Consider the following 23,102-nt stretch of genomic DNA (forward strand, 5'->3'; position numbering starts at 1 on the left):
CTGGCGACAAAACCAGCATGAACGCCTTCTGCAGTTACAGAACCCCGTGCGCTGCGCGAACGACCCGGCCCCGACGGCACCCGTCGGGGCCGGGTCGTTCCGCGGTGGGTCAGGTCAGTGATTGCGGAGCATCCCGATCAGCTCGCGCTTGTTCTTGTCGGAATATCCTTTGATGCCAAGCTCTTTGGCTCGCTTTCGCAGATGATCGACCGTCCAGTCGTCATAGGAACCCGACTCGCCGCCGGCCCGTCCGACACTCGAACGTCCCTTGGCGGCAGCAGCGTTCGAGATACGCGCGGCCTTCTCCTTCGAGTTGCCCTCGTCGCGCAGCTCCTCGTAGAGCTTCTCGTCCTTGATCGACGGATTCGGCATCGTGCGTCTCCCTTTCTCAGTACCAGCTTCGCCGCCCGGCAACCGGCCGGCCGATGGCTCCGAGCAGCCAGAACACGCCGCCGATGACCAGCAGGATCACGCCGACCACCCAGAGCAGGTAGATGTTGAAGATCAGGCCGAGGATGAGCAGAATCGCTCCGAGCAGAATCATGGCGACCTCAATTCACGGCGGCGATGGGGGCCATCGCGCTGGGTTGGGGCAAACGGCATTCGTCCACCTTCGGATTTACGCCCGCGTAGTTGAGCGGACCGGCGATGACCGTGAGCGCTATCGCGCCCGCAGTCGCGCAGTTCGTTGATCCACCATGGAAATAATCGCGCTGCCAGGCTGCGACCACGCCGATGATCAGCCAGATGAGCACGAGTGTTCCAAACAATCCACCAAGTCTCATGACATGCGAAGTACCCCGCTGACGCGCGGGTCAAACTTGAGGCAACCGGGTCGATTCCGCTCATCGGTAAGCGTAGACTTACCGTTCGTGACGACTTACCCGTCGGCAGATCCGTGGGCCGCCCTGGCCGACGGCACCCGGCGGGCCATCGTCAGGAGGTTGGCTTCGGGGCCGATGGCGGTGGGCGAATTGGCCCGCGACCTCCCGGTCAGCCGGCCGGCGGTCTCACAGCATCTGAAGGTTCTGAAATGCGCTGGGCTGGTGACGGATCGAGCCGTCGGAACCCGTCGCCTCTACCACGTCAATCCTGAGGGTGTCGCGGCCCTGCGCGCCGAGTTGGACACCTTCTGGGGCCAGGCGCTGGACGCCTACCGGAACATCGTCGAGCAGGAGGGAGAGTCGAAATGACACCCGCAGAAGTCGAGCCCATCCGCAAGAGTGTCGTCGTCGACACAAAAGTGGAACGGGCGTTCACCCTGTTCGTCGATCGATTCGATGCGATCAAGCCCCGCGAACACAATCTGCTCTCGGTTCCGATCGCGCAGACCGTCTTCGAACCCCGCGTCGGAGGCAAGATCTACGACGTCGGGACCGACGGCAGCCGATGTGAGTGGGCGCGAGTCCTGGTCTACGAGCCGCCCACCCGCATCGTCTTCTCCTGGGACATCGGACCGACGTGGCGCCTCGAATCCAACCCGGATCGGACGAGCGAGGTGGAAGTCCGCTTCATCGCCGAAGGCAACGATCGCACCCGGGTCGAGTTGGAGCACCGACATCTCGAGCGCCATGGCGACGACTGGCGGGCGGTGGCCGGCGGGGTAGGCGGCGACGCCGGATGGCCGCTGTACCTGGGACGCTTCCTCGACCTGGTCACCCGGGAGGGATCACGATGAGCACCGACGAACCGTCGCTCATGGACCTGGCCTGCGCAGAGCGAACCGACCTCGCCGAATTCCTGGCCACCCTGACGCCCGAGCAATGGCGCACCGAGTCATTGTGCGCCGGATGGACCGTGAAAGACGTTGTTGCACACGTCATCAGCTATGAGGAGCTCAACCTCGCAGGGTTGGTGAAACGCTTCACAAAGGGACGGATCGTGCGTGCCAACGAGGTCGGAGTCGCCGAGTACTCGGCGATGTCCACCGACGAACTGCTCGCGTTTCTCCACCGACATCTGCGACCGCAGGGCCTGACCGCCGGATTCGGCGGCATGATCGGCCTGGTCGACGGCACCGTCCATCACCAGGACATTCGCCGCGCACTCGGCCGTCCCCGAGTGGTGCCCGCGCAGCGGTTGCAGCGAATACTGCCGTTGGTACCGGGTAACCCACGACTCGGGGCGGGACGGCGGATCAGAGGACTCCGGTTGCGGGCCAATGACATCGAATGGGAGCACGGCGACGGCCCGGAAGTCACCGGCCCCGGCGAGGCGTTGCTGCTGGCCATGACCGGCCGCAGACAAGCCGCCGAAGAACTCACGGGCCCCGGCGCGGCGACCCTGCTCAGCCGGCTCTGACAAGTCATCCGCGAGCACCACGGCCCTGAAGTTCTATTGTTCCGGCCCACTATGGCGTAGAGTCCAACTCAGGTTGAGTTCACAGCCGCCCCGGAATCGTCATCGGGTGCAGGGTAGTGATACTCCCTGTATCCAGGGGTTTTGAGTCCACAGAGCCTGAAGAGTGACGTGACCGCAGTAATTGCTACTGAGGGAGTCACGATGTCCACCATCACCGCCGCGAAGCCGGCGAAGCAATCTTCCACCGACTGCAGCCACGCGCAATTTTTTGCCCAATGGCTGTGGCCGGCCACTTCCGTGATCAGCGTCCAAGGTGAATTGGACGCGTCCAACGCCACCGAGCTGACCGACTGCGGGATCCGGAACAGCAGGCCACGCGGACAGCTGGTCCTCGACCTCAGCGCAGTCGAGTTCTTCGGCGCGGGCTGCTTCGCCTGCCTACACACCCTCAACGTGAGGTGTGCCTGCGAGGGCATCGACTGGGTATTGATTCCCAGCGCGGCCGTTGCCCGGGTGCTGGGGATCTGCGATCCCGCCTGCGCCCTGCCGGTCTCCGACGACCTTCCGGCCGCCCTGTCGATGCTGCGCGATCAGCCGCAGCAGCTGCAGTTGGTGAACGTGCATCACTGACGTCGCGCTGGGGCCCCATGCCGCCGGACGGTCAGCGAGATGCCCAACGTCGGCTTGGGGTTGCCGGTGCGCTCGAAATCGGCGTCGTCGACGAAGGTCTCCACGCGGTCGGTGAGCGCCTCCAGTACCCGTCTGCTGAAGCCGCTCAAGACGGCACTGCCAGGGACGCTTTCGACGCCGTCACAGTCCGTCGACACGCGGACGTTGAGTTCGTGTAGGCGGGGGTCTTCAACCAGTACCAGACAAGCCCCTGGAGCGGCGATGCCGATCAGCACCGTACACGCTTCATCAACCGCCAGCGCCAGATCGTCCGCGGTGTTCCTGCCGAGGTCTTCATGGTCGGCCAGGCAGCCTGTCATGGTTCTCACCATGGCCAGCGAGTCGGCTCGGGCGGGTACCCGGAGTTCAACGGCGCGCGCTCCGGGCGTGTGGCCGGATCCCCGGCGGGGTATTCGCCGACCGTGCAGCACAGTGAGCCGAGGCCCTGGTACCGAGTCAGACGATGACATACATGTCGCGTACCCGCCGCCATCCGGTCCCTAAACCAGAGTGTCGAACCCGATGAGGCTGCGTCGCAGCGTCGTCGGTGGTCCGGGGCTTCGCCGAGTACGCCGCGGACGTGGATTCGGTTACCGCGACGAAGGTGGTGCTGCCGTCACCGATGCGGCAACCTTGAAGCGCATCGAGGATCTGGTCATTCCGCCCGCGTGGAAGAAAGTCTGGATATGTCCCCACCCCAACGGACACATCCAGGCCGTCGGCACCGACGTTGCGGGACGGCGACAATACCTCTACCACTCCCAATGGCAGCAGGACCGCAGCGAGGAGAAGTTCGACCGGGTGCTTGAGCTCTCAGCCGGGCTGACCGACTGGCGTACCGGCATCGCGGGTGATCTGCGTCGGCGCGGGCTGACCCGCGATCGCGTGCTGGCGCTCGGCCTTCGTCTGCTCGACCTCGGGTACTTCCGGGCCGGTGGGGATCACTATGCCGAGGAGAACAATTCGTTCGGCATCGCGACGCTGCTGCGCGAACACGTCACGCTGCGGCCGGATGCGGTCGGATTCGACTATCCGGCCAAGAGCGGCGTACGTCGCACGCTGGTGGTGGAAGATCCAGCGGTGGTACGTGCGGTCCGGTCGCTGCAGCGCGCCCGGGGCAATGGCGATCGCTTACTCGCGTACCGCAACTCGTCGGAGTGGATCGAGGTCCATGCCGAGGACCTCAACGTGCGTTTCAAAGAGATGGTCGGTGACGAGTACACCGTGAAGGATCTGCGGACGTGGCATGGCACAGTGCTGGCGGCCGAGGCGTTCGTGGACGCGGATCCGCCGGTCGACGACAAGGTGATCAAGCGCGTCGAAGCCGCTGTGATGCGCGAGGTCTCCGAGGCTCTCGGCAACACCCCTGCGGTCGCCCGTAGCGCCTACGTCGACCCCCGGGTAGTCGACGGGTATCGGGACGGGTTGACCATTGCGGCCGGATTCCGCCGCGCTACCCGCACGCGGAACAGCAACCGACGCCAGGAGATCCTGGACCGCAGTACAGCCCGGCTGATCCGGAAGGTGGCGCGCCGGGCGTGACCGGACACCCGACGCGTTTGATCAACTGGCCACGGGGTATTCGGGCCGCATGACCCGCGAAGACGTGCCCGACGAGGTACCGGTCGCCGATGCACTCGAGCAGCAACGCGACCAGACCGATGCGGTGCCCGACGCCGAAGCCCCGGTATCCGATACGGACAGCCCGCCGCTGGAGGCGACAGAACCCGACTGGCAGGAACAACGTGAGGTGGTCGCCGACGACGCGGGCCGCGACGAGTTCGACCGCGAAGACGGCGAGACGCTGCCCGGCTGAGGGTAGGGCGTCATGGCCGGCGAAGGCGACCCCGAAGACAAACCGCGACGGATACGGGTGGCGCTGCTTGCCGTCCTGCTGCTGATCTCCCTGGGTCTGCTGCTGACCCGCTGTCCGGCCAACCGTGACGGCATGTCAGGGCAGCTCGCCCAGGCGATGGAAGAGTCGGTGGCCGCCGCCCACAGCGGCGCGTACGCCCTCTACCTCAGGACACGTGACCGGTCCACACCGCAACTGGTGAGCGTCCAGATATCCGATGCGCGAGACGAGATCGTCAAGGCCTACAAGGGAATTGCTGACCTCAAAGCCGACGATCCGGTCGATCTCGACCGCCAGAAAATGCTCACCGAAGCCATGACGATGATGATCGGCCACCTCAACACCGCATCGGCGCGGGTCCGCGAGATCACCGCCGATCCAGAGTTGTCGGTGTTGCGTACGCAGCTGCTGCAATCGGCCGATGCGCTGGAAGCCAGGTACCGCTGATGAAGAAGTTCTTCGCGGTAGCGCTGGGGATCCTGACCGCGATCGGCGGGTTCCTCGACATCGGCGACCTGGTGACCAACGCCGTGGTCGGTTCGCGGTTCGGTCTCGCGCTCGTATGGGTCGTGCTGGTGGGCGTCGTCGGCATCTGTTTGTTCGCCCAGATGGCGGGCCGGGTCGCAGCGGTCAGCGGGCGAGCCACGTTCGAGATCATCCGGGAACGCCTGGGCCCGCGCACCGCCGCGGCCAACCTGAGCGCATCGTTTCTGATCAACCTGATGACGCTGACCGCCGAGATCGGTGGTGTGGCACTGGCCCTGCAACTTGCCACCGACGTCGGGCGGATGCTCTGGATACCGGTGGCAGCCGTGGCCGTGTGGCTGGTGGTCTGGCGGGTCAAGTTCTCGGTCATGGAGAACACCGCGGGTCTGGCGGGGCTGTGTCTGATCGTGTTCGCCGTCGCCGTCTTTGCCCTGCAACCGCATTGGGGTGAGCTCGCCCATCAGGTCGCGCAACCGGTGATTCCCGAATCCGAATCGTCCGCCACGTACTGGTACTACGCCATCGCACTGTTCGGCGCCGCGATGACACCGTACGAGGTGTTTTTCTTCTCCTCCGGTGCCGTAGAAGAGCATTGGAAGACAAAGGATCTCGGGGTCTCACGCCTCAATGTCCTGGTCGGATTCCCGCTCGGCGGGATCCTTTCGGTAGCCATCGCCGCGTGCGCGACGCTGGTGCTGCTGCCGAACCAGATCGAGGTGACGTCACTGTCTCAGGTGGTGATGCCCGTCGTCGAGGCCGGCGGCAAGCTGGCCCTGGCGTTCGCGATCATCGGCATCGTGGCGGCCACATTCGGTGCGGCCCTTGAGACCACACTGTCCAGTGGCTACACGCTGGCGCAGTTCTTGGGGTGGCCCTGGGGCAAGTTCCGCCGTCCGGCCGAGGCATCCCGCTTCCACGTCGTGATGTTCGTGAGCATCGTCGTCGGCGCTGCCGTCCTGTTCACCGGCGTCGACCCGGTCATGGTCACCGAGTACTCGGTGGTGTTCTCGGCTATCGCCCTCCCCCTGACCTACCTGCCCATCCTCATCGTGGCCAACGATCCGGAATACATGGGTGACAAGACGAACGGAAGGTTGCTCAACATGTTCGGGTCGGTGTACCTGGTGATAATCGTGGCGGCCTCGCTGGCGGCCATTCCGCTGATGATCGTGACCGGGGCAGGCCAATGAGAATCGTCGACGCCCGCCTGCACCTGTTGGACCGGCAGATACTCGACGACAACGGCGCGCCGGTCGGCATCGTCGACGACCTCGAACTCGACGGCATCGAGGCCGATGTGGTTATCGAACCAGGCAGCCCGCCACCACACGTCAGCGCGATCCTGTCCGGGCAGGTGGTGATGACCCGGATCCTCGGCGGCGCGCCGCCGCGATCGATGTTGCACGAAATCCCTTGGGACGAGGTGGCTTCGGTCGGCGTGACCGTGCAACTGACAGCCTCCGAACTTCCGGCGGACGCGGACTGGGTAGAGCGTTGGCTGCGCGACCACATCGTCGCCCGTATACCGGGAGGGCGCCATGCAGCTGAGTAACCTGCTCGGGCTCCGCGTGCTGGATGCCGGCCATCACCCCCTCGGCACCGTGATCGACGTGCGGCTCAAATTCGCGGACGAGGACGCGCAGCACTCCGGCCGCACCGAACTCGTCGGCCTGGTCGTCAGCCCCCGTACTCGCTCGTCATACCTGGGTTACGAGCGCACGGCCATCAACGCCCCGGCCCTCATCGCAACCATCGCCGCATGGCGCCACCGAGGCACTTTTCTGGCGGCATGGGAAGACGTGGCCCGGGTCGGGTCCAACCACGTCACGCTGCGCGTCGGCTACAGCCGACGCTCGCCGACCCTGCAGAGTCAGTAGCCCCATCGCCGTGGCGGTGCCACAGTAATTCGGTCAGGGCGTACTCACTGAGAGCCTGCCGCTGCTCGCGCTCGATGACATCGGCGATCCGCTCGAAAACGGACGGTGCTGGTCTGGCCATGTTTCTCACCTCGACTCCAACAGGTTGCGGTATACCCGGGCAAGTACCCGGACAAACCGCCAGGCCGGTTTACCAGAGGCCATGGACGGGCATTCCTCAACCGCCATGACGACGTTCCTCACCGCTCCGCAACCGGGGCTTCCGCCCGCGAAGGGCCCCATCTCCGCCGCGCTGATCGACAGGCTCGGCGATCGCGCGCCACACAACCACCTGGAACCGGTCTGGATCCCGCTGCGCGATTCGGACCCGCTCGGGCTGGATGTGCAACTGTCGCTGTATCTCTGTTACGAACTGCACTACCGCGGATTCTCCGGTGTCGATCAGGACTGGGAGTGGAACGCCGGACTGTTGCACCTGCGCTCGCAGTTCGAACGGAGCTTTCTCGCGGCGGTCCGACGCGAGGTCGGCAGAATCGACCCCGACGACACTGCCGATCGGGAGATGGCGCGCCTGTCGGTCGAGCCCCGTGACGGAACCGGCCCGTCCTATCACCTTCGCGATGCGGGCACGTGGGAACAGATGCGCGAGTACTTCGTGCACCGGTCGGTGTACCACCTCAAAGAGGGTGATCCGCACGCCTGGCTGATCCCCCGCCTCAGCGGACAGGCGAAGGCCGCCTTCGTCGCCGTCGAATACGACGAATACGGCGCAGGCTCGTCGGACCGCATCCACCAGAACCTGTTCGCCGACCTGTTGAAAGAGGCCGAGTTGGACGACGCCTACCTCGGCTATCTCGACGCGGTACCGGCCGAAAGCCTCGCGTTGGTCAATCTGATGTCCATGTTCGGCCTGCATCGACGACTACGTGGCGCCGCCGCGGGGCATTTCGCGGCCACCGAGATCACCTCCTCACCGGGATCACAGCGCCTGGTGACCGCGTTGGAGCGACTCGAGGCGCCCGAGGCGTGTGTCCGGTTCTACCGCGAGCACGTCGAAGCCGACGCGGTACACGAGCAGGTCGTCCGCCACGACGTGGTGGGCGATCTGGTCCGGCGCGAACCAGAACTCGACTGCGACGTGGTGTTCGGGATGCGGGCGTTCGCCGCCATGGAGGACAGGTTGGCCGATCACCTGATGAAATGCTGGCTGGCCGAACGTAGTTCGCTATGCCGGCCGCTTTCCTGAGTTTTGGCAGGATCGCTTGACCTTGCGGTGGCTGGTGTCACACAACGGATAGGTCTTGGACCGTCGACACGTACAGATGGCCACCATGAACCGATCGGAGTCGACGGTGCTCCCGTCGGGCAGCTCGATTCGAACCGGCCCCTCGACGAGGATCGGCCCACCCTGGACCACCCGCACGGCCCGTCGCTCGGTCATGGCTTGTCCGCCCGGATGACGACCAGGTCCTCTTCGGTCCTGTCATCGGTCAAGCGTCCGGTGTCTCGAAGCCAAGTAGCTTGTGAGTGCAGCACCGGCCCGAACGGAATTCGTTGGGTGACATAGACGTCCACGTTCAGCCCACCTGCCCGCAACAGCCTCACCGACTCCGCGACATCGGCAAACTCGGATTGGACGAGGTACAAAGATCCGCCTTCCGCCAGCATTTCGGCAGCCGCGCGGCACAGCGGGTCGAGTATCAGCCGACCGTCCGGACCGCCGTTCCATGAGGCCATCGGGCCGGTCGACACAATCACTCCGGCAGAGGTTTCCGGCGCCACCGGAACGTAGGGCGGGTTGCACACCACGATGTCGAACGGTTCGTGTTCCAGCGCCTGAGTCCACGAGCCGAGCCTGGCGTCGACATCGACCTGTGCAGCCAATGCGTTGGCCTGGGTACATCGCACCGCGCTCGGCGAAATATCCAGCGCAGTAACCTCACTGGCGCCCAGCTCGGCCGCGGCAACGGCAACCACCCCGCTCCCGGCGCAAAGGTCCACCACTCGGCGGCCGGCCACCTCATCGTTGCCGGTGAGGGCATCGATGAGCAGCCGTGAGTCCTGCTGCGGGCGATAAACGTTCTCGGCGCCAACAGCGATGCTTCCGGAGATCACCCCTATTCGGTACCCATCCGGGCGCCAGGCAAACTCGCTTGTCGCCAACGCCACGATCCGGCACTTCACGTTTAGTGCCTGCGCATCAGGGAATCCAAGGTGTGCGTGGAGAAGCCGCGTAGTAAACACCAATCCACTCCTGAAGCGGAAAGGTAGAGCATGACCGAGAAGAACTCAGGACCTGAAGAAGGCATCAAGGGCGTCGTCGAGGACGTCAAGGGTAAGGCCAAGGAAGCTGTCGGCACCGTGACCGGCCGCGAAGATCTTGTGCGCGAGGGTAAGGCCCAGCAGGACAAGGCCGACGCCCAGCAAGACGCCGCCAAGAAGGAAGCCGAAGCCGAATCGGCTCGGGCAGGCGCGAAGGCCGCCGAAAAGCGTGAGCAGGCGAGCCAGCGTCCCTAGCCCGGCCTGATTGAAGAGATGGCCCAGCCAATGGCGGCTGGGCCATCTCGTTTATTCACGTCAGCTGTTCGGCGATTGCCTGATCACATCGGGATGCTCTGCGTACCAACGTTCTTCGAGGCGCCGCACGCGCTGGTGAGCGATTAGCAGCCACAGACCACCACCCAGCAGCCCCACGGCCGCCAGGATCGCGAGCACCACCGCAACCCCGGTGTTACCGGTCGCGAACCCGACCAGGCAGGCGACGAACATCACCAGACCCAGGCCGACCAGGATCAGCGCGGGCATGTTGCGATTGTCTTTCATCGACTCGCCGGCATGGGGCCGGGTTGTCCTGGTGTGGTCGACGGGGTCGTCAGGACCTTTCATCGTTTCTCCCTCTCACTCGTAACGCGGGTACTGGCCGAGCTTGAGCAGTCCGGCCAGGTGCGCTGCGTTGCGCGCGGCCGCGGCGGTTGCGTCGGCGACCGGATCGGGCACCTCGTCGAGATCCAGGTAATCGGTGCCGTGCATGGCCTCGCCGTTCCAGTAGGTACAGCCCTGGGCCGGAATGGTGTAGCCGATGTCGTTGAGCGCCTGGAAGAGGTCGGCCACGGTCTTGTGCGCGCCGTCCTCGTTGCCGACCACCGAAACCAGCGCCACCTTGCCCGCCAACACCGGCCTGCCCGCATCGTCGGTGTTGGACAACTCGGCGTCCAGCCGCTCCAGAACGCGCTGCGTGATGCTCGATGGATGCCCGAGCCATACCGGTGTCGACAGCAGCAGGATGTCGGCGTCGAGAATCTTCCTGCGGATCTCGGGCCACTGGTCGTCGCCACCCATATCCGCTTCGACGCCGGGCTCGATGATGAAGTCGGCGCACCGCACCGACTCGGTGTCGACTCCCAGCACACCGAGGTTCTCGCGGACCTGATCGGCGATCAGCTCGCTGCTGGACTCGGCCGGCCGACGCTTGAGACTGCAGACCAAAGCCAGCGCAGTCAGGTTCGGCGCGGTCATTCGTCCCTCTCCCAGTTCGCTTCGGATCAGCGCCGGGAGTCTTCCCAGGACGGGGTCGGGCTAAACCTCTGAGCGGATCCGCTGGTGGGCGGTGAGCAGCAATCGGTCGAACACCACGCGGCTCGGAAGGGTCTCGGAGTAGTCGAGCGCCAGAAAATCCTGCGCCAGCTGCTCGGCCAGCAGGCGCAGCTTGACATTGGTTTCCTGCGACCGCCATTTCAGCAGCTCGAACGCCGCATCTTCGTCGAGGCGGTAGATCAGCATCAACATGCCTTTGGCCTGCTCGATCGCACCACGGGCCTCGGCGATCTCCGCGACCACCTCGGTGACCGCCTGTTGCTGGGCCTGCGCGATCGAGGGTGAGACGTCGACGTAGAAACCGTGCGTGCCGATGACCGCACCGGTGTCGTCGAAGAGCTGATCGCCGACAACGACAACCTGGTGGACGTCGCCTGCCGTATCGATGATCCGGTGACGGGTGCTGAACGCACCCGAGGTGCGCCGCATCTCGAGCAGGGTGGCGGCCACCTGCCCGTAGTCCTCGGGGTGCTTGTGGGACAGCACCACCTCGGTCGTCGGGTTCGCGGTGCCCGGTTCATACCCGTGCATCCGCTCTACCTGGGGCGACCATTCCCAGCGTTCATCGGCGAAGTAGAACCGGAACCAACCGACCCGCTGCGCCTCGCCGCCGGCAAAGGCATGCTCAATCGGCGACTTGGGGTTCCCCTCGGCCGCGTCACTCGTCACGAGGTTGAGAATAACTCGCCAGGCACATGGCGCCTCACTTGATTGTCACAGGTGACGTCTACATTCGGCGCTGTGAGACGGCTTCGGATCAAGCTCTTCATCGCAGCCGGGGGCGCAGCGGCGATTGCGAGTCATCTGGCCGGGGTCGACGCGGCATGGAGCCTGGTCATCGGCCTCTTGGTGCCGCTGGTCTTGGGGGCCACGCCGCGGTTCGTGGCGGGGGCCTTCCATGGTGCGCGCATACCCAGCGCCCGTGAACAGACCGCCACCCAGATGACCGGGCTGGAGTTCGAGGACCGCGTGGCCCAGGTGGCTCGCAGCGCCGGGTTGCCGGTCATCATGACCCCTCTCACCGGCGACTGGGGGGTGGATCTGATCGTCGGTCGCCGGCCGAATCGGATTGCTGTGCAGTGCAAACGCCTGTCGCGTCCGGTGGGGGCCGGAGCCGTTCAGGAGGTCGTCGCGGGCGCTCCGATGCAGGACTGCGCCAGGACCATGGTGGTCACCAACAACGAATTCACCCCGGCTGCACGCAAACTCGCCGAACTTCACGGGTGCGAGTTGGTGAGCGGGGCCGAGTTGCCCAGGCTCAAGTCGATCCTGCGCCGCGCGGCGGCGGCGGAGAGTGCGCCCTAGCCCGCCAGTGGCGATCTCAGCGCAGCCCGGACCGCTTCGAGGCAGGCGTCGATCTCGGTACGCGTGACGGTAAGCGCCGGGCGGAACCGCACCGAGTCGGTACCGCTCGGCAGCATCATGACGTGGCTGCTCCACAACCGACGGACCAGCTCGTCGCGGGCGGCGGTCGAGGGCAGGCTGAACGCACACATCAGGCCACGTCCTCTGGGATCGAGTACGGTATCGGCGAAATCCACTGCCAACCCTCGCAGCTGGCCGAGAAGGTAGTCGCCGATCAGCGCGGCGTTGCGCAACAGTTTGTCGGACTCGATGACCTCCAGGATACGGCGTGAACGCACCATGTCGACCAGGTTTCCGCCCCAGGTGGAGTTGATCCGCGAGCTGACGGTGAACACGTTGTCGACGACCTCGTCGACCCGCCGGCCCGCCATCACGCCGCACACCTGGGTTTTCTTCCCGAACGCGACGACATCCGGGGCGACTCCCAATTGCTGGTAGGCCCAGGCCGTTCCGGTGATACCACACCCGGTCTGCACCTCGTCGAAGACCAGAAGGGCGTCGAATTCGTCGCACAGCTCCCGCATCGCGGCGAAGAACTGCGGCCGCATGTGTCGGTCACCACCCTCACCCTGGATCGGCTCGGCGATGAAGCAGGCGATGTCGTACGGATCGGCCTCGAAGGCCGCCCTCGCCTGCCGTAGCGAATCAGCTTCGGCCGCAGCAATATCCACCCCGGGCCGCAGGTACGGGGCGTCGATACGGGGCCAGTCGAACTTGGGGAAGCGAGCCACCTTGACCGGGTCGGTGTTGGTCAGCGACATCGTGTATCCGCTGCGGCCATGAAATGCTCCGCGCAGATGCAGCACCTTGGTACCGAGGGCCGGGTCGATCCCGCGGGCCTCGTTGTGCCGGCTCTTCCAGTCGAACGCCACCTTGAGGGCATTCTCGACCGCCAGCGCTCCGCCATCGACGAAGAACAGATGCGGGAGGTCTGCGTCCCCGAGGACCCGGCGGAAGGCGTCGACGAAGCGGGCCAGCGGCACGCTGTAGACGTCGGAATTGCTGGGCTTGTTCACCGCGGCCCGCGCCAACTCGGCCAGGAAGTGTTCGTCGTCGGCCAGCGCCGGATGGTTCATCCCGAGCGCCGACGAGGCAAAGAAGGTGAACATGTCCAGGAAGCGGGCGCCGGTACGCGCATCGACCAGGTAGGAGCCTTGGGAGCGGTCGAGGTCGAGGACGAAATCGAAGCCATCGGTCAGGATGCTGCGGGCCAGGACGGCTCGTACCCGGTCAGGCGTTACCTGCGGCGTAGGTGTCAACACTGCAGTCATGACACCATCTTAGCGGAATCTTTACGGCAAATATCGGCGTAGACCGTAACTGTTACGGAACATAGTCCCGACCGCTGTAAAATGTCTGCAAGATGATCGTGCTGCGCGTGCGGACGTTGGCAGCGGTCCTGATCCGCTGGAGCAGGTCCTCCAACGCCCGCGCCGAGGCCACCCGGACCAGCAGGATGTAGCTCTCGTCACCGGCGACCGAGTGGCACGATTCGATTTCGGGGATGTGCTGCAACCGGGCGGGTGCATCATCGGGTTGGGACGGATCGAGAGGGGTGATGGCGACGAACGCCGAGAGCATGTTGCCCAGCGCCTCCGGGTTGAGCCGCGCCGTGTATCCGGTCACCACGCCCCGCGACTCCAACCGGCGCACCCGCGCCTGCACCGCCGAGACCGACAATCCGGCCACTGCCGCCAGCTGCGCCAGTGTGGCCCTGCCGTCGGCCACCAGCGCGCGGACGAGCGTCCGGTCGGTGTCGTCCAGCGCGTGCTCGTCGGCTTCACCCATGGTCGGAACTGTAACGCCGCCACCAACCAGAAAGGCAGACGATGACCACCACCGAACGGACCCACCTCCCCACCGCGGAGGAACTGCGGAGGCAGGTACGGCAGGCCCTGAACTCCATTGGTGCCGGCGTCGAACTCGGTGAGCCGACCGCACCGGGTCCTGGTCTGCACGCCAGCACCCCGATCAGCGGCGACGTATTGTTCACGCTGCCAGAGGACACTTCCGATGAGGTCGATGCCGCGATCACCGCTGCGGCACAAGCCTTCTCGACGTGGCGCACCACCCCGGCACCGGTGCGCGGCGCGTTGGTGGCACGTCTGGGCGAGTTGCTCGTCGAGCACAAGACAGATCTGGCGACACTGGTGACGGTGGAGGCGGGCAAGATCACCTCAGAGGCGCTCGGCGAGGTGCAGGAAATGATCGACGTCTGCCAGTTCGCAGTCGGACTGTCGCGCCAGTTGTACGGCCGCACCATCGCTTCCGAACGCCCTGGACACCGGCTGATGGAGACCTGGCACCCGCTGGGCGTCGTCGGGGTGATCACCGCGTTCAACTTTCCGGTTGCGGTGTGGGCGTGGAACACCGCGATCGCCCTGGTGTGCGGCGACACCGTGGTGTGGAAACCCTCTGAGCTGACACCACTGACCGCGATCGCCTGTCAGGCGCTGATTGAACGCGCCGCGACCGATGTCGGTGCGCCGACCGAAGTGAGCCGGCTGATCCTCGGCGGGCGCGAGTTGGGTGAACGACTGGTCGACGATCCGAGGGTGGCGCTGCTGAGCGCGACCGGTTCGGTCCGGATGGGTCAGCAGGTGGGTCCACGCGTGGCCGCCCGGTTCGGCAAGGTGCTGCTCGAGTTGGGTGGCAACAATGCCGCGATCGTGGCGCCCTCTGCGGATCTGGATCTCGCCGTGCGCGCCATCGTGTTCTCGGCCGCGGGGACCGCGGGACAGCGCTGCACCACGCTGCGCCGATTGATCGTGCACTCGTCCGTCGCCGACGACCTGGTGTCCCGAATCGTCTCGGCCTACCAGAGCCTGCCCGTCGGTGATCCGAGCGTGGACGGCACCCTGGTCGGCCCGCTCATCCACACTCGCGCCTATCGCGACATGGTCGGGGCACTGGAGCAGGCCCGCGCCGATGGCGGCGAGGTGTTCGGCGGTGAGCGTCACGACCTGGGTGACGAAGGTGCGTTCTACGTGGCTCCCGCAGTGGTCCGGATGCCGGCGCAATCCGCGGTGGTGCACACCGAGACGTTCGCGCCGATTCTCTACGTCCTGACCTACGACGACATCGACGACGCGATCGCCCTGAACAATGCGGTACCGCAAGGGCTTTCCTCGGCCATCTTCACCACCGACGTCCGCGAGGCCGAGCGGTTCATGGCCGCCGACGGATCCGACTGCGGTATCGCCAATGTCAACATCGGCACCTCGGGCGCCGAGATCGGCGGCGCGTTCGGCGGCGAGAAGCACACCGGTGGTGGCCGCGAATCGGGCTCCGATGCCTGGAAGTCCTACATGCGTCGCGCCACCAACACCGTCAACTACTCCTCCGAGCTGCCGCTGGCGCAGGGCGTGCACTTCGGATAACCCGATCATCCGTCTTGTTGACACACGACGTCGACGTACACGGTGGTGAACTGCAGCGCGGTGGTGCGCGTTGCAGGCACCCCGTGCACATCGGTTACCCTGCACTGCGACAGTGGAACTCCGTTGTCCCCATTGATCTGAACGGTGTACCCGGCCGCCGTCAGGTCCCGCACCACATCCGGTGCTCTGGTACCGCCGGTGGGTGCTGCTGAGGCCGGGGCGGCAGCGCTGACGAGTCCTATTGCCACTGCCACAGCGCATATCGATCTATTCATCTGGAGGCCCTCCCGCATCCGTAGGTTTCACCTATCGATACGCACGGTGGTTACATCCGGTTCAGGCCGGCCGCGCCGGCGGCCTCGGGGCCAACACCTCGATGCTCCCGTCACGCTCCCGGACATCGAAGTGCGGCAACGGCTTCGGGGCGATCGGAAGTTGATGTGTGAGGACCTGGCCGGCCGGCGAGAACGATGTCACATGGCACGGACAACGCAGGCTGTCCGCAGCCCCGTCGAACCACAGCTTGCACCCCTGATGGGTGCACGCCCCCGACACCGCGTCGACCGTGCCCCCCGCCCGACGGACGAATCCCGACACGGTGCCGAGGTCGAACGGCAGCACCGACCCCTCGGCAAGATCGGCGCTTCTCGCCACCGGCAGCCACTGGCCGTCGTTGGGCACCAGGTCACCGCCGCCGGCCTGCGCAGGTTCGGTGGGCTGCTCCCGGCCGGTGACCACATGATCGATCGATACGGCTGCGACAGCGGCCGTCGCCGCCGCGGCGGTGCCCACGATGACCTGCCGGCGGGTGGCCGACGGCCCCTGCCGCGCAGGCGCCGGTACGGCCGCTTCTCCGTCGGAAAGATGTTGGGCGATACGGCTCTTGAGGTCGTCGACGAACTCCGGCCGGGGCTCGACTGGGTCGGGCCGTGCTGCCCGTAGTTCGATCGCCGCACGGATCTGTGCGGCGTCGAAGTCGTCGGCCGGGAAGGATTCGGGTCGTCGCCCGGCGAGTAGATCGTCGACGTATTTGCGTACCCCGCGCCTGGTCACCGTGACCCTCCCTCGTTGATCTGAGCGGCCAGTCGCAGTGCCCGATGTTGCAGCACCTTGGCGTTGGCGACGCTGACCCCCATGTCATTCGCCGATTCCCGCACCGAACAGCCCTGCAGGAAACGCAGTTCGAGCACGCGGCGGTACTGCGGTGGCAGTTGGGCCAGGACCTCGGCGACACGTTGCGGTGCGGTGCTGGTCCCGCTGTCCGATTCACGCTCTGCCGCAGCGATGTCGTCCTCGATCACTGTGATCTCGCGTCCCATCGTCGCCCGCCAGTGCGCGGCCAGCACGGTGCGCGCGGTCGTCCGCAAGTAGGAGCGGACCTCGGCCACGCTCGCCGAGAGCCGCAGCGGCCGCAGCGCAGCCAAGAAGACCTCCGAGGTCAGGTCCTCGGCGTCGGCCCGGCTCCCCAACCGCGCGTAGAGCAATCGATACACCCACGTCACGTTGTCGTCGTACACGGCGTCCCAGCTCGGATAACACCCCTCCGGCACGATCCGCAGTTCCGGGCGCTCACATTCGGCCGGCATTGCGCATCCCACCCGCCCTTCGTCGTGGGGAGCCCCGCACAGAGCTTCCGCACACCTAGGTAGGACGACGGGTTACACGCGCGCGAAGTTCACACCCGACCGGCAGCCGCCCGTGTAACCCGGCGCGCTATCTCCTGGTGACTGTTTCGCACCGCTCCCTGACACAAGGAGGTCCCGATGGTCCGACGACTCCCGGCACATGCGGCTGTCGCCGCCCTCGCGATCACGGCATCCGCCTGCTCGAGTACGCCGTCCGCGGCGCCGCCGACGGTGGATTTCAGTGCCTCCGGCGGCACATCGGTCGGCATGGCCCCGATGGACGGAATGGGTTCGATGGGCCCGCCCGCACCGTCGACCACACCGCCGCCACCGATCTCCGGAACCGCGGTGAGCATCGACAACTTCGCGTTCGCTCCCGCCACGCTGACGGTGCACCGTGGCGACACCGTGACGTGGACCAACCACGACGAGGAACCGCACACCGTCGCGGCCGGCGACGGCTCGTTCCGCTCCCCCGGCATGGACTCCAACGCCACCTTCAGCTTCACCTTCACCAATCCGGGCAGCTACGACTACATCTGCTCGATACATCCCTCCATGCACGGCACCGTGGTGGTGACCCCATGACCGATTCGCACACCATGAGCCGTCGCCAACTCATCCGCCACGGCGCCTGGTTCGGCGCCGCGGTCGGACTCGCGGTGGTCGGCGGTGAGGTGATCTCGCATGCCGCGGCCAAACCCTCCGGGGTGGTATCGGGGCCGACGGTGCGTTTTGCCCAGGTCTCCGACAGCCATATCGGGTTCAACGGATCCGCCAACACCGATGTGGCCGGGTCCTTCGGCCGGGCCGTCGATCAGATCAATTCGCTGGGCTACACCCCGGATTTCGTCATTCACACCGGTGATCTCACCCACCTGTCCACGCCTGCACAGTTCGATCAGGTCAAGCAGATGATGAGCGGCCTCAAGACCCCGCACGTGTTCACCGTGCCCGGCGAACACGATTCGGTCGACGACGCCGGCCAGAAGTACCGGTCGGTGTTCGGCGCGGGCACCCGCGGCGACGGGTGGCACAGCTTCGACATCGCCGGGGTACACGTCATCGGGCTGGTCAACACGTTGAACCTGAAGAAGCTGGGCCACCTGGGTGTCGACCAACTGGACTTCATCGAAAAGGACGTCGCCCCGTTGTCCTCGGATACTCCGATCGTGGTGTTCAGCCACATTCCGTTGTTCGCGATGTACCCGGACTGGGGCTGGGGCACCGACGACGCCACCCAGGCGTTGAGCTACCTGCGCCGGTTCGCTTCGGTCACCTGCCTCAACGGACATGTGCACCAACTGTTCTCGAAGACCGAGGGCAACGTGACGTTCTACAGCGGAACCACCACCGCCTATCCCCTCCCGCATCCCGGCGACGGTCCGGCACCCAAACCGCTGACCCTCCCGGCCGGTCGCCTGCACGACGCACTCGGAATCCGGGAAGTCAGCTACACCAAGGGCACCACGGCACTGGCGCTCAAGGAGGACCGGCTGTAAGCAGGAGGCATGCAGATTGAGAACTCGGTGGCGATCATCACCGGCGCCGGATCGGGAATCGGCCGTGCGCTGGCCGCATCGTTCGCCGCGGCGGGCGCCCGGGTGGTCGCCGCCGACCTCGATGCGGAGTCGGCCGAGCAGACTGCCGCCCAGATCCTGGCGGCCGGCGGGCAGGCGCTCGGCGTTCGGGCCGACGCCTGCGCCACCGCCGATATCGAGGAGCTGACCGCCACCGAGTTCGGTCCGGCCGACATCTACGTCGCCAACGCCGGGATCCTCGGCGCGCCGGGCCTCGGCACCGACGAGAGCTGGGACGCCATTCTCGACGTCAACCTGCGCGCACATATCCGCGCCGCGCAGGTGCTTGTGCCGCAATGGTTGTCGCGCGGCGGCGGATACTTCGTATCCGTGGCCTCGGCGGCCGGTCTGCTGTCCCAGATCGGAGCCGCCGGGTATGCCGTGAGCAAGCACGCCGCGGTCGGCTTCGCCGAATGGCTGGCCATCACCTACGGCGACGACAACATCGGGGTCAGCTGTGTGTGCCCGCTGGGTGTGGACACCCCACTCCTCGACGCGGTACGCACTTCGGCCGATCCGGACGCCGCGGCCGGCGCGGCGTCGATCGTGCAGTCCGGCGAGGTCATCAGCGCTGAGCAGGTGGCCACCGCAACGGTCGAGGCCGTGCAGTCGGGCCGATTTCTCGTGCTGCCGCATCCGCAGGTGCTCGACATGTACCGGCACAAGGGTTCGGATTACGATCGGTGGATCGCCGGGATGCGCCGCTATCAGCGGTCACTGCGCTCCGGCCGATGAGCGGCCTGCCGGCAACGATTGCGGCGGCACATACACACCCAGCGATATGCGGTGCCACCAGACGTGTTCGTGCCGCAGCTCGGTCCAGGTGCTGAACTCGTACCGGTACAGCTTCGCCCGAACGTATCGCGGCGGATCGTCCGGGAAGGGATTGCACCGCAGTAGCTTCAGGGTGTCTCGATCGTTCTCCAGCAGCCGGGTCAGCAACATGCGCAGCCAGCCGTGAGCGTACGCCGGTGAGATGGCGGCGAACCACATCAGCCAGTCCAACCGAAGGTGATAGGGCGCGAACTGCCGCGGCCATCGACGGACATCGCCGGGCTTGCCCTTGAACTCGTACTCCTTCCACACGGTGTGCTCACCCAGGCTGGCGTCCGAGGTGCCCTCCAACACCACCTCGTCACGGGCGCGCCCGACAGTGCCGAACGCGCCGTAGGAATTCACCAGGTGATACCGATTGTACGAGGCATTCATCCGCTGACGTTTCGAGATGAGGTTGCGGGCCGGCAGGTAGCTCATCACCGCCACCGCGACCGCGAAGCCGACCACCGTCACGATGAACCACACTGGGGTCGGGCCGAATTGATGTTCAGGAACCGGGAAAAGTGCGGCGGCACTGGAATCCGACACCGCACTGAAGGCCAGGACGATCGTGATCCAGTTGAGCCAGGCGAAGTTGCCCGACGCGACCAGCCACAGCTGGGTGATGATCACGACGAGCGCGGCCCCGCTGGCCACCGGTTGCGGGGCGAACAAGGCGAACGGCACGATGAGTTGGGCAAAGTGGTTGCCGGCCACCTCGATTCGGTGTAGCGGCTTGGGCAGGTGATGGAAGAACCAGCTCAGCGGCCCCGGCATGGGTTGCGTTTCGTGGTGGTAGTACAGGCAGGTGAGGTTGCGCCAGCACGGATCACCGCGGAGTTTGATCAACCCGGCACCGAACTCGACCCGGAACACCAACCACCGAGCCAACCACAGCACCAGCAGCGGCGGGCCGACGTCGTCGTTGCCCAGGAAGATCACCAGGAACCCGGCTTCCAGCAGCAGCGATTCCCACCCGAACGAGTACCACGTCTGGCCGACGTTCACGATCGACAGGTACAACGCCCACAGGAGCAGCCAGACCGGCATCGCGACCCACAGCGGCACCATGTCTCCGCAGCCGGCGAGCAGAGCGGCGGAGAGCAGCGCCCCCGTTGCGCACACGCCGGCGAAGAAGCGGTCACTGTAGTGAAACTGAAACAGGCTCGGGGCGCTACGGAATGAGTTGGCAGCCAGGAATCGCGGAATCGGCAGCAGGCCTCGAGAACCGAGGAGGCCGCGGAACTGCCGGGCCGCCACGATGAACGCGATCAGGTAGATCGCTGCGGTCCCCCGCTGCAATACCTGTCGGGCCAACCAGTATTCGTCTGCGATGAACCATTCCATGCGCGGACCTGACGACGTTGCGGGCGTGTCCACGAAAACGGTACCCCGAATCGGGACATTTCATGCGCGGTACGCCGACGCTAGCGGCGCCGCAGGCTCAACCGGAAGCCGGCCGGCATCATGGTCAGGCGCTCCTGCACCTGCAGCGTGTAGTCCGGATCAGCGATCAGCTCATAGCGACGGATCAGTACGGCCAACATCAACACGGCTTCGTGGAGCGCGAACTGTCTACCTATGCAAGATCTTTCACCGGTTCCGAACGGCTTGTACAGGCCACCGGGACGCGTCCGCATCTGCTCCGGGGTGAACCGGTCGGGGTCGAATGCCTCCGGGCCGTGCCCCCAGCGCGGATCCCGGTGCAGGGTCGAGGTCAGGGCCAGCGCCCAGTCGCCCTTGCGCATCGGGTGAATTCCGGCCAGCACGGTGTCCTCGCGGGCCGCGCGATAGTAGGCCGGAACCGTGGGCTGCAACCGCAATGACTCATCGAGAACCCGCCGGACATACCGCAGTTTGGCGATCTTCTCGAACTCGGGCCGCTGCTCGTCGCCCCACACCTCCTCGACTTCGGCGCGGGCCCGGGCCAACACCTCCGGGTGCCGCGACAGGAAGTACAGCGCGAATGACAAGGCACCAGAGGTGGTTTCATGCCCTGCAATCAGAAAGTTGATCAGCTGGTAGCGGATGTTGGCGGCGTCGAGATCGGACTCCAGCATGATCTGCAGCAGGTCGTCGTGGCTGCCCGAGCGCTGGGCCCGCCGGGTGGCGACGATGTCGTCGGCGAGTGCGTGCAGATAGCGCGCGTCGCGGCGGAGTCGGCGCTCGTAGCCCCGGTAGACGAAGGAGGGCAGGAAGGTCTCGCGCAGTACCCCGAGCCGGTCGGCGCCGAGCAGCGCCGAGACCATGTGTGCGACGAACGGGTGGACGGTGTCGCTCTGGAAACACCGGAACGAGTAGCCGGCGGTGCACCGCCCGATGGTCTCCAGGGTGACCCGGGTGGTGTCGGCCGAGACGTCGACGGTTTCGCCGGTACCGGCCTGCTGATCCCAATGGTCGGTGAGCTCGTCTGCGACGTCGAACATCACCGCGTGGTAGCGCCGCATCGCGGCCTGGCTGAAGGCCGGCATCAGCAGCTGATGGGCGTTGAGCCAGTTCGGCTCGTCGTTGTAGGCGGTGAACAGTCCATCGCCGGCGACGATCCGCAGGGCCTCGATATCAGGGCCCACATGCTTGCAGAACCGGGTTTCGTCGTTGAGATCGTTGACCGCGTCGGCGCCGGCGGCCACCACGTAACGGGCACCCAGGAACCGGAACTCGCAGATCGGCCCCAGCTCGGCCATGCCCATGGCGTTCTGCATCGAGGAATCCGGCTGCAGCCCGAAGATGTCACCCAGCAGGGGCACCCGCCGCGGCGGGTGGGGCAGTTTCGGATACTTGGCGCCTTCAGGTGAGGTCCGCGCGCCCAAGACGGTCATGACACCAAGATTCCGCCTTGTTATACATGTGTCAAGTAAGGGCTTGGCGTTAGGCTGCAGTCGTGGGTGCCGAGTCGAGACGCCGGCTGTCCCCCGCCGACAGACGCAACGAGCTGTTGGCGCTGGGAGCCGAGGTGTTCGGCCAGCGGCCGTACGACGAGGTCCGCATCGACGAGATCGCCGAGCGCGCCGGGGTCTCTCGCGCCCTGATGTACCACTACTTCCCCGACAAGCGGGCCTTCTTCGCCGCCGTCGTCCGGGCCGAGGGCGAGCGGTTGTTCGAGGCCACCAGCACGCCTCCCGAGCCTGGTCAGAGCCTGTTCGGCCAGCTGCGCGCCGGAGTTCTGGCCTATCTGCGCTACGACGAGGAGCATCCGCACGGCGCGTGGGCGGCGTACATGGGCCTCGGTCGCACCGACCCGGTGTTGCGCGGCGTCGACGATATCGACAACGACCGCCAGGCCGACCGGATCATGGGCCGGATCAGAGACGCGGTGTCCGAGACTCTGGACGCCAAGGTCGAACGCGATCTGCGGGCCACCGTGTACGGCTGGCTGGCCTTGACCTTCGAGATGTGCCGGCAACGGCTGAAGGACCCCTCGATCGACGCGGGATTCGTCGCCGACAGCTGCGCGCATGCCCTGCTCGACGCCCTCGGCCGGGTCCCGGGCCTGCCCGCCGAACTGGTGTGTGCGGCCGCTCCCGAACACCGCTGAAACCCACTTGTCGGTGCCG

34 protein-coding genes are annotated in these 23,102 nt (G+C 65.9%); 18 read left to right on the top strand and 16 right to left on the bottom strand.

All coding sequences use genetic code 11. The features are described 5' to 3' along the window. Window positions 1–114: 114 nt before the first annotated feature. Genes A5779_RS26150 through A5779_RS26155 form a run of 3 tightly spaced genes read right to left on the bottom strand, consistent with a single transcriptional unit; the run spans window position 115 to window position 785 of the window. Window positions 115–372 (bottom strand): DUF7218 family protein, encoded by a 258-nt coding sequence (locus A5779_RS26150; protein ID WP_064886636.1) that lies wholly within the window; start codon window positions 370–372, stop codon window positions 115–117. Window positions 373–388: 16 nt separating this feature from the next. Further along, complete coding sequence (locus A5779_RS33690) at window positions 389–544, bottom strand: hypothetical protein (protein ID WP_088304566.1); 156 nt, start codon at window positions 542–544, stop codon at window positions 389–391. Window positions 545–551: 7 nt separating this feature from the next. After that, the gene (locus A5779_RS26155; protein ID WP_055111862.1) at window positions 552–785 is read right to left on the bottom strand and encodes a hypothetical protein; all 234 of its coding nucleotides are present in this window, start codon (window positions 783–785) and stop codon (window positions 552–554) included. An 87-nt stretch (window positions 786–872) separates the two neighbouring features. Between A5779_RS26155 and A5779_RS26160 the strand changes: the two genes are divergently transcribed. The 4 genes from A5779_RS26160 to A5779_RS26175 all read left to right on the top strand — a co-directional run bounded on the left by A5779_RS26160 (window position 873) and on the right by A5779_RS26175 (window position 2,931). Next, a complete protein-coding gene (locus A5779_RS26160) occupies window positions 873–1,193 on the top strand; it encodes an ArsR/SmtB family transcription factor (RefSeq protein WP_064886637.1) in 321 nt (106 codons plus the stop codon). Next, window positions 1,190–1,678, top strand: a complete 489-nt coding sequence (locus A5779_RS26165) for an SRPBCC family protein (protein WP_064886638.1) — start codon at window positions 1,190–1,192, stop codon at window positions 1,676–1,678. Before A5779_RS26160 ends, A5779_RS26165 begins: the two co-directional genes overlap by 4 nt. Continuing rightward, window positions 1,675–2,301 (top strand): maleylpyruvate isomerase family mycothiol-dependent enzyme, encoded by a 627-nt coding sequence (locus A5779_RS26170; RefSeq protein WP_064886639.1) that lies wholly within the window; start codon window positions 1,675–1,677, stop codon window positions 2,299–2,301. The genes A5779_RS26165 and A5779_RS26170 overlap by 4 nt, the downstream gene beginning before the upstream one ends. Before the next feature lie 201 nt (window positions 2,302–2,502). Then, complete coding sequence (locus A5779_RS26175; RefSeq protein WP_064886640.1) at window positions 2,503–2,931, top strand: STAS domain-containing protein; 429 nt, start codon at window positions 2,503–2,505, stop codon at window positions 2,929–2,931. Here A5779_RS26175 and A5779_RS26180 read toward each other — a convergent pair. Beyond that, entirely contained in the window at window positions 2,925–3,290 is a 366-nt protein-coding gene (locus A5779_RS26180; RefSeq protein ID WP_236734884.1) for an anti-sigma factor, read from the bottom strand. The two genes, A5779_RS26175 and A5779_RS26180, sit on opposite strands and share 7 nt — an antisense overlap. Window positions 3,291–3,492: 202 nt before the next feature. Between A5779_RS26180 and A5779_RS26185 the strand changes: the two genes are divergently transcribed. The 7 genes from A5779_RS26185 (at window position 3,493) to A5779_RS26215 (ending at window position 8,434) form a co-directional block, all read left to right on the top strand. Next, the gene (locus A5779_RS26185; RefSeq protein WP_064886642.1) at window positions 3,493–4,512 is read left to right on the top strand and encodes a DNA topoisomerase IB; all 1,020 of its coding nucleotides are present in this window, start codon (window positions 3,493–3,495) and stop codon (window positions 4,510–4,512) included. 49 nt (window positions 4,513–4,561) lie between these two features. After that, window positions 4,562–4,786 (top strand): hypothetical protein, encoded by a 225-nt coding sequence (locus A5779_RS26190; protein ID WP_064886643.1) that lies wholly within the window; start codon window positions 4,562–4,564, stop codon window positions 4,784–4,786. 12 nt (window positions 4,787–4,798) lie between these two features. Beyond that, window positions 4,799–5,272 carry a hypothetical protein gene (locus A5779_RS26195; protein WP_064886644.1) on the top strand — a complete coding sequence of 158 codons (474 nt, stop codon included), beginning with the start codon at window positions 4,799–4,801 and terminating at the stop codon, window positions 5,270–5,272. Continuing rightward, complete coding sequence (locus A5779_RS26200) at window positions 5,272–6,501, top strand: Nramp family divalent metal transporter (protein ID WP_064886645.1); 1,230 nt, start codon at window positions 5,272–5,274, stop codon at window positions 6,499–6,501. Before A5779_RS26195 ends, A5779_RS26200 begins: the two co-directional genes overlap by 1 nt. Then, complete coding sequence (locus A5779_RS26205; protein WP_064886646.1) at window positions 6,498–6,863, top strand: hypothetical protein; 366 nt, start codon at window positions 6,498–6,500, stop codon at window positions 6,861–6,863. The genes A5779_RS26200 and A5779_RS26205 overlap by 4 nt, the downstream gene beginning before the upstream one ends. Next, window positions 6,850–7,188 carry a hypothetical protein gene (locus A5779_RS26210; protein WP_064886667.1) on the top strand — a complete coding sequence of 113 codons (339 nt, stop codon included), beginning with the start codon at window positions 6,850–6,852 and terminating at the stop codon, window positions 7,186–7,188. The genes A5779_RS26205 and A5779_RS26210 overlap by 14 nt, the downstream gene beginning before the upstream one ends. A gap of 226 nt (window positions 7,189–7,414) precedes the next feature. After that, complete coding sequence (locus tag A5779_RS26215) at window positions 7,415–8,434, top strand: iron-containing redox enzyme family protein (RefSeq protein ID WP_064886669.1); 1,020 nt, start codon at window positions 7,415–7,417, stop codon at window positions 8,432–8,434. On the opposite strand, the gene A5779_RS26220 is transcribed toward A5779_RS26215, so the two are convergent. Both A5779_RS26220 and A5779_RS26225 read right to left on the bottom strand, forming a co-directional pair. Further along, window positions 8,414–8,629: a CDGSH iron-sulfur domain-containing protein gene (locus A5779_RS26220; RefSeq protein WP_064886647.1), complete on the bottom strand. Its 216-nt coding sequence runs from the start codon at window positions 8,627–8,629 to the stop codon at window positions 8,414–8,416. The two genes, A5779_RS26215 and A5779_RS26220, sit on opposite strands and share 21 nt — an antisense overlap. Next, entirely contained in the window at window positions 8,626–9,303 is a 678-nt protein-coding gene (locus A5779_RS26225) for a HemK2/MTQ2 family protein methyltransferase (protein ID WP_082941859.1), read from the bottom strand. The genes A5779_RS26220 and A5779_RS26225 overlap by 4 nt, the downstream gene beginning before the upstream one ends. Before the next feature lie 159 nt (window positions 9,304–9,462). Between A5779_RS26225 and mbp1 the strand changes: the two genes are divergently transcribed. Further along, window positions 9,463–9,705, top strand: coding sequence for a microaggregate-binding protein 1 (gene mbp1, locus A5779_RS26230; protein ID WP_029107199.1), 243 nt, complete (start codon window positions 9,463–9,465; stop codon window positions 9,703–9,705). 60 nt (window positions 9,706–9,765) lie between these two features. Here mbp1 and usfY read toward each other — a convergent pair whose 3' ends face one another. The 3 genes from usfY to A5779_RS26245 are packed head-to-tail and all read right to left on the bottom strand — an operon-like array spanning window position 9,766 to window position 11,451. Next, on the bottom strand, window positions 9,766–10,074 hold the full coding sequence (gene usfY / locus A5779_RS26235) for a protein UsfY (protein ID WP_064886648.1): 309 nt from the start codon (window positions 10,072–10,074) through the stop codon (window positions 9,766–9,768). Between the two features lie 12 nt (window positions 10,075–10,086). Beyond that, a complete protein-coding gene (locus A5779_RS26240) occupies window positions 10,087–10,704 on the bottom strand; it encodes a flavodoxin family protein (protein ID WP_064886649.1) in 618 nt (205 codons plus the stop codon). 60 nt (window positions 10,705–10,764) lie between these two features. After that, on the bottom strand, window positions 10,765–11,451 hold the full coding sequence (locus A5779_RS26245) for a PAS and ANTAR domain-containing protein (protein WP_064886650.1): 687 nt from the start codon (window positions 11,449–11,451) through the stop codon (window positions 10,765–10,767). Between the two features lie 72 nt (window positions 11,452–11,523). On the opposite strand from A5779_RS26245, the gene A5779_RS26250 reads away from it, so the two are divergent. Further along, window positions 11,524–12,087 carry a restriction endonuclease gene (locus tag A5779_RS26250; protein ID WP_064886651.1) on the top strand — a complete coding sequence of 188 codons (564 nt, stop codon included), beginning with the start codon at window positions 11,524–11,526 and terminating at the stop codon, window positions 12,085–12,087. Here the strand turns inward: A5779_RS26250 and lat are convergent. Continuing rightward, a complete protein-coding gene (lat, locus tag A5779_RS26255) occupies window positions 12,084–13,418 on the bottom strand; it encodes an L-lysine 6-transaminase (protein WP_064886652.1) in 1,335 nt (444 codons plus the stop codon). The genes A5779_RS26250 and lat overlap by 4 nt on opposite strands. Before the next feature lie 52 nt (window positions 13,419–13,470). After that, a complete protein-coding gene (locus A5779_RS26260; RefSeq protein WP_064886653.1) occupies window positions 13,471–13,935 on the bottom strand; it encodes an Lrp/AsnC family transcriptional regulator in 465 nt (154 codons plus the stop codon). Window positions 13,936–13,976: 41 nt separating this feature from the next. On the opposite strand from A5779_RS26260, the gene amaB reads away from it, so the two are divergent. After that, the gene (amaB, locus tag A5779_RS26265; RefSeq protein ID WP_064886654.1) at window positions 13,977–15,527 is read left to right on the top strand and encodes an L-piperidine-6-carboxylate dehydrogenase; all 1,551 of its coding nucleotides are present in this window, start codon (window positions 13,977–13,979) and stop codon (window positions 15,525–15,527) included. Between the two features lie 5 nt (window positions 15,528–15,532). Here the strand turns inward: amaB and A5779_RS26270 are convergent, their stop codons facing one another. The 3 genes from A5779_RS26270 to A5779_RS26280 all read right to left on the bottom strand — a co-directional run bounded on the left by A5779_RS26270 (window position 15,533) and on the right by A5779_RS26280 (window position 17,113). Beyond that, the gene (locus tag A5779_RS26270; RefSeq protein WP_236734885.1) at window positions 15,533–15,775 is read right to left on the bottom strand and encodes a hypothetical protein; all 243 of its coding nucleotides are present in this window, start codon (window positions 15,773–15,775) and stop codon (window positions 15,533–15,535) included. Window positions 15,776–15,863: 88 nt separating this feature from the next. Beyond that, window positions 15,864–16,580: a Rieske (2Fe-2S) protein gene (locus tag A5779_RS26275; protein WP_064886655.1), complete on the bottom strand. Its 717-nt coding sequence runs from the start codon at window positions 16,578–16,580 to the stop codon at window positions 15,864–15,866. After that, entirely contained in the window at window positions 16,577–17,113 is a 537-nt protein-coding gene (locus tag A5779_RS26280) for an RNA polymerase sigma factor (protein WP_064886656.1), read from the bottom strand. Before A5779_RS26280 ends, A5779_RS26275 begins: the two co-directional genes overlap by 4 nt. Before the next feature lie 315 nt (window positions 17,114–17,428). Here A5779_RS26280 and A5779_RS26285 point away from each other — a divergent pair, with 315 nt between their 5' ends. From A5779_RS26285 to A5779_RS26295, 3 genes are read left to right on the top strand one after another with little or no spacing between them, the layout of a single operon-like run. Next, window positions 17,429–17,740, top strand: coding sequence for a cupredoxin domain-containing protein (locus A5779_RS26285; RefSeq protein WP_413784941.1), 312 nt, complete (start codon window positions 17,429–17,431; stop codon window positions 17,738–17,740). Continuing rightward, complete coding sequence (locus tag A5779_RS26290) at window positions 17,737–18,654, top strand: metallophosphoesterase family protein (RefSeq protein ID WP_064886658.1); 918 nt, start codon at window positions 17,737–17,739, stop codon at window positions 18,652–18,654. Before A5779_RS26285 ends, A5779_RS26290 begins: the two co-directional genes overlap by 4 nt. A 9-nt stretch (window positions 18,655–18,663) precedes the next feature. Then, on the top strand, window positions 18,664–19,467 hold the full coding sequence (locus A5779_RS26295) for an SDR family NAD(P)-dependent oxidoreductase (RefSeq protein ID WP_064886659.1): 804 nt from the start codon (window positions 18,664–18,666) through the stop codon (window positions 19,465–19,467). Here A5779_RS26295 and A5779_RS26300 read toward each other — a convergent pair. Together A5779_RS26300 and A5779_RS26305 are read right to left on the bottom strand one after the other, a co-directional pair. Continuing rightward, window positions 19,447–20,895, bottom strand: a complete 1,449-nt coding sequence (locus tag A5779_RS26300; protein ID WP_064886660.1) for a lipase maturation factor family protein — start codon at window positions 20,893–20,895, stop codon at window positions 19,447–19,449. The genes A5779_RS26295 and A5779_RS26300 overlap by 21 nt on opposite strands. A gap of 80 nt (window positions 20,896–20,975) precedes the next feature. Further along, window positions 20,976–22,367, bottom strand: coding sequence for a cytochrome P450 (locus A5779_RS26305; protein ID WP_064886661.1), 1,392 nt, complete (start codon window positions 22,365–22,367; stop codon window positions 20,976–20,978). A gap of 62 nt (window positions 22,368–22,429) precedes the next feature. Between A5779_RS26305 and A5779_RS26310 the strand changes: the two genes are divergently transcribed. Then, a complete protein-coding gene (locus A5779_RS26310) occupies window positions 22,430–23,083 on the top strand; it encodes a TetR/AcrR family transcriptional regulator (RefSeq protein ID WP_064886662.1) in 654 nt (217 codons plus the stop codon). The last annotated feature ends 19 nt before the right edge of the window (window positions 23,084–23,102 follow it).

This window comes from Mycolicibacterium peregrinum (assembly GCF_001665625.1).
In the GTDB taxonomy this organism is placed as follows: domain Bacteria; phylum Actinomycetota; class Actinomycetes; order Mycobacteriales; family Mycobacteriaceae; genus Mycobacterium; species Mycobacterium peregrinum_B.

Coding starts and splice junctions, on each gene's coding strand:
- A5779_RS26150 (WP_064886636.1), bottom strand. CDS start 372: ATGCCGAATCCGTCGATCAAGGACGAGAAGCTCTACGAGGAGCTGCGC.
- A5779_RS33690 (WP_088304566.1), bottom strand. CDS start 544: ATGATTCTGCTCGGAGCGATTCTGCTCATCCTCGGCCTGATCTTCAAC.
- A5779_RS26155 (WP_055111862.1), bottom strand. CDS start 785: ATGAGACTTGGTGGATTGTTTGGAACACTCGTGCTCATCTGGCTGATC.
- A5779_RS26165 (WP_064886638.1), top strand. CDS start 1,190: ATGACACCCGCAGAAGTCGAGCCCATCCGCAAGAGTGTCGTCGTCGAC.
- A5779_RS26170 (WP_064886639.1), top strand. CDS start 1,675: ATGAGCACCGACGAACCGTCGCTCATGGACCTGGCCTGCGCAGAGCGA.
- A5779_RS26175 (WP_064886640.1), top strand. CDS start 2,503: ATGTCCACCATCACCGCCGCGAAGCCGGCGAAGCAATCTTCCACCGAC.
- A5779_RS26180 (WP_236734884.1), bottom strand. CDS start 3,290: ATGACAGGCTGCCTGGCCGACCATGAAGACCTCGGCAGGAACACCGCG.
- A5779_RS26185 (WP_064886642.1), top strand. CDS start 3,493: ATGAGGCTGCGTCGCAGCGTCGTCGGTGGTCCGGGGCTTCGCCGAGTA.
- A5779_RS26190 (WP_064886643.1), top strand. CDS start 4,562: ATGACCCGCGAAGACGTGCCCGACGAGGTACCGGTCGCCGATGCACTC.
- A5779_RS26195 (WP_064886644.1), top strand. CDS start 4,799: ATGGCCGGCGAAGGCGACCCCGAAGACAAACCGCGACGGATACGGGTG.
- A5779_RS26200 (WP_064886645.1), top strand. CDS start 5,272: ATGAAGAAGTTCTTCGCGGTAGCGCTGGGGATCCTGACCGCGATCGGC.
- A5779_RS26205 (WP_064886646.1), top strand. CDS start 6,498: ATGAGAATCGTCGACGCCCGCCTGCACCTGTTGGACCGGCAGATACTC.
- A5779_RS26210 (WP_064886667.1), top strand. CDS start 6,850: ATGCAGCTGAGTAACCTGCTCGGGCTCCGCGTGCTGGATGCCGGCCAT.
- A5779_RS26215 (WP_064886669.1), top strand. CDS start 7,415: ATGACGACGTTCCTCACCGCTCCGCAACCGGGGCTTCCGCCCGCGAAG.
- A5779_RS26220 (WP_064886647.1), bottom strand. CDS start 8,629: ATGACCGAGCGACGGGCCGTGCGGGTGGTCCAGGGTGGGCCGATCCTC.
- mbp1 (WP_029107199.1), top strand. CDS start 9,463: ATGACCGAGAAGAACTCAGGACCTGAAGAAGGCATCAAGGGCGTCGTC.
- usfY (WP_064886648.1), bottom strand. CDS start 10,074: ATGAAAGGTCCTGACGACCCCGTCGACCACACCAGGACAACCCGGCCC.
- A5779_RS26240 (WP_064886649.1), bottom strand. CDS start 10,704: ATGACCGCGCCGAACCTGACTGCGCTGGCTTTGGTCTGCAGTCTCAAG.
- lat (WP_064886652.1), bottom strand. CDS start 13,418: ATGACTGCAGTGTTGACACCTACGCCGCAGGTAACGCCTGACCGGGTA.
- A5779_RS26260 (WP_064886653.1), bottom strand. CDS start 13,935: ATGGGTGAAGCCGACGAGCACGCGCTGGACGACACCGACCGGACGCTC.
- amaB (WP_064886654.1), top strand. CDS start 13,977: ATGACCACCACCGAACGGACCCACCTCCCCACCGCGGAGGAACTGCGG.
- A5779_RS26280 (WP_064886656.1), bottom strand. CDS start 17,113: ATGCCGGCCGAATGTGAGCGCCCGGAACTGCGGATCGTGCCGGAGGGG.
- A5779_RS26285 (WP_413784941.1), top strand. CDS start 17,429: ATGGACGGAATGGGTTCGATGGGCCCGCCCGCACCGTCGACCACACCG.
- A5779_RS26290 (WP_064886658.1), top strand. CDS start 17,737: ATGACCGATTCGCACACCATGAGCCGTCGCCAACTCATCCGCCACGGC.
- A5779_RS26295 (WP_064886659.1), top strand. CDS start 18,664: ATGCAGATTGAGAACTCGGTGGCGATCATCACCGGCGCCGGATCGGGA.
- A5779_RS26300 (WP_064886660.1), bottom strand. CDS start 20,895: ATGGAATGGTTCATCGCAGACGAATACTGGTTGGCCCGACAGGTATTG.
- A5779_RS26305 (WP_064886661.1), bottom strand. CDS start 22,367: ATGACCGTCTTGGGCGCGCGGACCTCACCTGAAGGCGCCAAGTATCCG.